Below are 6,562 nucleotides of genomic sequence, written 5' to 3' on the forward strand. Positions count from 1 at the left end.
GGGGCCGTGGCGGAGGCCCTCGCGGCGAACGGTGCCGAGGTGCGCCGTCTGGTGCTGGACGAGGAGTGCGCCGACCGTACGGTGCTGCGCGAGCGCCTCGCCGAACCGGCGGGCGCCGACGGCCTCACCGGCATCGTCTCCGTCCTCGCCGAGGCGGAACGGCCCGGCAGCCGCCACCCGGGGATCGCGTGCGGACTCGCGCTGACCGTCTCCCTCGTCCAGGCGCTGGGCGACGCCGACATCACCGCCCCGCTGTGGCTGCTCACCCGGGGCGCCTTCTCCACCGGCCCCTCCGACCCCCTGACGCGGCCCGTCCAGAGTCAGGTCGCCGGCGTCGGCTGGACCACGGCCGTCGAGCACCCGCAGCGCTTCGGCGGCGTCGTCGACCTGACGGAGAGCCTCGACGCACCCGCCGGTCGGCGCCTCGCCGCCGTGCTGGCCGGCCGCTTCGGTGCCGAGGACCAGCTCGCGATCCGCCCCTCCGGCACCCTCGCGCGCCGCATCGTCCGCGCCGACAGCGGCACGCGCCGCACGACCCGCACATGGAAACCGCGTGGCACGACGCTCGTCACCGGTGGCTCCGGCACCCTCGCCCCGCACCTCGCCCGCTGGCTCGCCGGACAGGGCGCCGAGCACCTGGTGCTCGTCAGCCGCCGCGGTCCGGACGCCCCCGGAGCGGCCGAACTCGCGCTGGAATTGCGGAAGTTCGGTACGGCCGTAACCGTCGTGGCGTGCGACATCACCGACCGCGACGCCGTCGCCGCGCTCCTCGACGGCCTCAAGGCGGACGGCCACACCATCCGCACCGTCGTCCACACCGCCGCCGTCATCGGGCTCTCCGCCCTCGCCGACACCACCGTCGAGGCGTTCTCGGAGGTCCTGCACGCCAAGGTCACCGGCGCGCAGATCCTCGACGAACTCCTCGACGACGAGGAACTGGACGACTTCATCCTCTACTCCTCCACCGCCGGCATGTGGGGGAGCGGCGTCCACGCCGCGTACGTCGCGGGCAACGCCTACCTGTCCGCCCTCGCCGAGCAGCGCCGCGCCCGCGGCCGGCGCACCACGTCGCTCCACTGGGGAAAGTGGCCCGACGATCTGGAGCGCGAGCTCGCCGACCCGCACCAGATCCGCCGCAGCGGCCTCGAATACCTCGACCCCGAACTGGCGATGACGGCGCTCCAGCGCGCCTTGGACGACGACGAGACCGTCATCGGCCTCATGGACATCGACTGGGACACCTACCACGACGTCTTCACCGCAGGCCGCCCGTCGCCTCTCTTCGACCAGATCCCCGAGGTGCGGCGCCGCCTCGCCGAGAGTGCCGGGCCGGGCACCGCAAGCCCGGCCACCAGCGGCCTCGCGGGGCAGTTGCGCGGGCTCTCCGACGCGGAGCGGGACCGCCTGCTGCTCACCCTCGTCCGTACCGAGGCCGCCGCCGTCCTCGGCCACGCCTCCGCGGAGGCCTTCCCGGAGCGGCGCGCCTTCCGCGACATCGGCTTCGACTCGGTGACCGCCGTCGACCTGCGCAACCGCATCGCCGCCGCCACCGGTCTCGGCCTCCCGTCGACGATGGTCTTCGACTACCCGAACGCGGTCGCCCTCGCCGGCTTCCTCAAGGAGCGCTCGCTCGGCGTCGCCGGTGCGGTGCGGCAGGCGGCCGACCCGGCCACCACGGACTCTCCGGCCGACGACGACCCGATCGCCATCATCGGCATGGGCTGCCGCTATCCCGGTGGCGCCGCCACCCCCGAGGAGCTGCTGCGTCTCGCGCTCGACGGCGCCGATGCGATCTCCGCGTTCCCGTCCGACCGCGGCTGGGACGCGCAGAGCCTGCACGATCCGGACCCGGACCGGCAGGGCCGCACCTACTCCGTGCAGGGCGGCTTCCTCCACGAGGCCGCCGGCTTCGACCCCGGCTTCTTCGGCATCTCCCCGCGCGAGGCCCTCTCCATGGACCCGCAGCAGCGCCTCCTGCTCGAAACGTCCTGGGAGACCTTCGAGCGGGCGGGCATCGACCCCGGGACGCTGCGCGGCAGTTCGGCCGGCACGTTCTTCGGCGCCAGCTACCAGGACTACGCGACCAGCGTGCAGAACGGGACCGAGGGTTCCGAGGTCCACATGGTGACCGGCACCGCGGCCAGCGTGCTGTCCGGCCGGGTGTCCTATCTGCTCGGCCTGGAGGGCCCGGCGGTCACCGTCGACACCGCCTGCTCGTCCTCGCTGGTCGCCCTGCACCTGGCCTGCCAGTCCCTGCGCAACGGCGAGAGCACCCTCGCGCTCGCCGGCGGCGCCGCCGTGATGGCCACCCCGCACGCCTTCGTCGGCTTCAGCCGCCAGCGGGCCCTGGCCCGCGACGGCCGCTGCAAGCCGTTCTCCGACGCGGCCGACGGCATGACCCTCGCCGAGGGCATCGGCGTCGTCCTCCTGGAGCGACTCTCCGACGCCCGCCGCAACGGCCACCAGGTCCTCGCCGTGATCCGCGGCTCCGCCATGAACCAGGACGGCGCCTCCAACGGCCTCACCGCCCCCAACGGCCCCTCGCAGCAACGGGTGATCCGCCAGGCCCTCGCCAACTCCGGCCTCACCGCCGCCGATGTGGACGCCGTCGAGGCGCACGGCACCGGCACCAAGCTCGGCGACCCGATCGAGGCGCAGGCCCTGCTCGCCACGTACGGCCAGGACCGCGACCCGGCGCGGCCGTTGCTGCTGGGTTCGGTGAAGTCGAACATCGGTCATACGCAGGCCGCGGCCGGTGTCGCGGGCGTCATCAAGATGGTCATGGCGATGGACGCCGGTGTGCTGCCCGGCACGCTGCACCTCGACGAGCCGTCCGGGCACGTCGACTGGAGCGCGGGCGCCGTCGAGCTGCTGCGCGAGCGCACTCAATGGCCCGAGACGGGGCGCCCGCGGCGGGCCGGCGTCTCCTCCTTCGGCATCAGCGGAACCAACGCCCACCTCGTACTGGAGCAGGCGCCGCCCGCCGAACCGGCCGCCGCCGAGGAACCGCAGGACGCGGACTCCGTCGTCCCGTGGCTGCTGTCGGCCACGTCCGCGGCGGCGCTGCGCGACCAGGCCGCCCGGCTGCGGACCGCCGTCGAAGCCGACCCGGAGCCGGTACCGGCCCGCATCGGCCATGCCCTTGCCACCACCCGCGCCACCTTCGACCACCGCGCCGTCGTCCTCGGCGAACGGCGCGAGGACTTCCTGCGCGGTCTCGGCGCGCTGGCGGACGGCACGTCGGCGGCCGGCGTCGTCACCGGCCTCGCGGGTGGTGCCGGCCCCGCGGGACCCGTCTTCGTCTTCCCCGGCCAGGGCTCCCAATGGTGGGGCATGGGCCGCGAACTGCTCGCCACGTCCGAGGTGTTCCGCGCCGCCGTCGACGACTGCGCCGCGGCCCTCGCCCCGTACCTCGCGTGGTCGCTGCACGACGTCCTCGCCGGTGACGGCGATCCGGCGCTCCTGGAACGGGTCGACGTCGTGCAGCCCGCCCTGTTCACCATGATGGTCGCGCTGTCCGCGCTGTGGCGCTCCCACGGCGTCGAACCGGCCGCCGTCGTCGGCCACTCGCAGGGCGAGATCGCCGCCGCGTACGTCGCCGGGGCGCTCAGTCTGGACGACGCGGCGCTCGTCGTCGCCCTGCGCAGCCAGGCCCTTCCCCAGCTGTCCGGGCTCGGCGGCATGATGTCGGTGGCCGCACCCGTCGACCGCGTCACCGAACTGCTCACCCCGTGGGCCGAGGCGCTGTCCGTTGCCGCCGTCAACGGCCCGCGCTCCGTGGTCGTCTCCGGTGACGCCGACGCCCTCGACGCGCTGCTCGCGGCCTGCCGTGAACAGGGCGTCCGCGCCCGCAAGGTGTCCGTGGACTACGCCTCGCACGGCCGGCACGTCGAGGCGGTACGCGACGAACTCGCCCGCGTCCTCGCCCCGGTCAGCCCGCGCGTCCCCGAGGTGCCGTTCTACTCGACCGTCACCGGCGGCCGTCTGGACGAAGCCGCCTTCGACGGCACCTACTGGTACACCAACCTGCGCCGGACCGTCCGCATGCAGGACGCCACCGGCGCCCTGCTCGCCGACGGCCACCGCATCTTTGTGGAGATCAGCCCGCACCCCGTGCTCGCCGCACCGATCCAGGAGACGCAGGAGGCCATGGAGGAGGCCGGCGCCGAATCCGCGGTGGTCCTCGGCTCACTGCGCCGCGACGAGGGCGGCCGCAAGCGGTTCCTCGTCTCCCTCGCCGAGGCGCACACGCACGGCGCGGCCGTCGACTGGACCACCGCCTTCGCCCGGACCGCCCCGTTCGCGTACGGCCGGGTCGACCTGCCGACGTACGCCTTCCAGCGGGGAACCTTCTGGCCCGAGCCGAAGGCCGCCGACGCCCCGGCCGGCGGCGACGCGTCCGATGCCGCGTTCTGGGAGCTGGTCGAGAACCAGGACCTCGACTCGCTCGCCGACGCGCTCGGCGTCCCCGCCGGAGACGGGCGGTCGCCGCTCGGCGCCGTCCTGCCGGCGCTGTCCGCCTGGCGTGCCAAGTCCCGCAACCGCACCCTCGTCAACGAGCTCCGCTACCGCGTCGACTGGACCCGCGTCGGCGAACCCGCGGCGGCCCGCGCCGCCGGTCGGCTGCTCGCCGTCGTCCCGCTCGGCCATGCCGACGAACCCTGGGTGGCCGCCGCGCTCGACGCGCTCGGCAGCGACACCGTCCGCTTCGAGGCCAAGGGCATCGACCGCGCCGAATGGGCCGCCCGGCTTGCCCAACTCGTCGAGGACGGCGGCCAGTTCACCGGTGTCGTTTCGTTCCTGGCCGCCGCCGAGGAACTCCACGAGGACTTCGGGTCCGTTCCCGCCGGGCTCGGCCAGAGCCTCGTCCTCGTCCAGGCACTCGGCGACGCGGGCCTCACCGCGCCCCTGTGGTGCCTGACCCGCGGCGCCGTGGCCACCGGCCGCGACGACGCCCTCAGCAGCCCGGTACAGGGCGCGCTGTGGGGCCTCGGCCGGGTCGTCGCGCTCGAACACCCCGACCGATGGGGCGGACTGATCGACCTGCCGGCCGTCCTCGACGCCCGCGCCGCCGCACGGCTCACCGGCCTGCTCACCGACCCGGCCGGCGAGGACCAGCTCGCGATCCGGGCCTCCGGCGTGTTCGCCCGCCGCCTGACGCCCGCCGCACCCGCCGAGGACCGGCCCGCGCGGCACTGGCGCGGACGCGGCACCTGCCTGGTCACCGGCGGTACCGGCGGCATCGGCGGCCGGGTCGCCCGCTGGATGGCCGAGCGCGGCGCCGCACACCTCGTCCTGACCAGCCGCCGCGGCCCGGACGCCCCCGGCGCCGCCGAGCTGCGCGCCGAACTGGAAGCGCTGGGCGCCCGCGTCACCCTCGCCGCATGCGATGCCGCCGACCGCGAGGCGCTGGCGGCGCTCCTCGCGGACCTCCCCGCCGACCAGCCGCTCACCTCCGTGTTCCACTCCGCGGGAGTGGCCGACGGCGACGCCGCCGTCGCCGACCTGACGCCGGCACAGCTCGACGGCCTGCTGCGCTCCAAGCTCACCGCCGCCCGGCATCTGCACGAGCTGACCGCACACCTCGACCTCGACGCGTTCGTCCTCTTCTCGTCCGGCGCCGCCATCTGGGGCAGCGGCGGACAACCCGGCTACGCCGCCGCCAACGCCTACCTCGACGCGCTCGCCGGCCACCGCCGCTCGCTCGGCCTGACCGCCGCGTCCGTCGCCTGGGGAACCTGGGGCGAGGTCGGTATGGCCACCGTCCCCGAGGTCCACGAGCGGCTGCGCCGCCAAGGCGTCCTCGCGATGGAACCGGCGCACGCCATGGGCGCCCTCCAACAGATGCTGGAGGACGACGACACCGCACTGACCGTCACGCGGATGGACTGGCAGGTCTTCGCACCCAGCTTCACCGCGACCCGCCCGAGCCCGCTGCTGGCCACCGTTCCCGAGGCGGTACGCGCCCTCGCCGACGACCAGGCCACCGCTACCGGCCCCGAAGGCGACACCCCCGTACCGCCGCTGCGCCGGCGCCTGGACGCGCTGCCCACCGCCGAACGCGGCCGCGCGCTCGTCGAGGCCGTCCGCGCCGAGGCATCGGCGACCCTCGGCCACGACACACCCGACGCGATCCCCGCCACCCGCGCCTTCCGCGACGTCGGCTTCGACTCCGTGACCGCCGTCGAGCTGCGCAACCGGCTCCGCACGGCCCTCGGTCTGCCGCTGCCCGCGGCCCTCGTCTTCGACTACCCGACCCCCACGGCCCTGGCCCGGCACATCGGTGCACTGCTCTTCGGCGCGGCACCCGATGACGCGGACACCGGCCGCGCCGACGACCCCGACGCCCGCATCCGTGAGGCACTCGCCACCGTCCCCATCGGGCGGCTGCGCAAGGCCGGCCTCCTCGACCTGGTGCTGAAACTCGCCACCTCCGACGACGCCGACACCACCGCCCCCGAGGCGGCAGGCGAAGCGGACTCACTCGACGACATGGACGCCGAAGCGCTGCTGCGTCGTGCCACCGAGAACTCGGCGAACTGAAAGAGAGCTGGAGACAACG

1 pseudogene is annotated in these 6,562 nt (G+C 74.9%); it reads left to right on the forward strand.

The features are described from left to right. Window positions 1-426 precede the first annotated feature (426 nt). Window positions 427-6,543, forward strand: a pseudogene (locus ACIGWZ_RS08125) (type I polyketide synthase); the annotation flags it as partial. Window positions 6,544-6,562: the final 19 nt, after the last annotated feature.

It is taken from the genome of Streptomyces sp. NPDC053427 (genome assembly GCF_044544985.1).
Classification (GTDB): domain Bacteria; phylum Actinomycetota; class Actinomycetes; order Streptomycetales; family Streptomycetaceae; genus Streptomyces.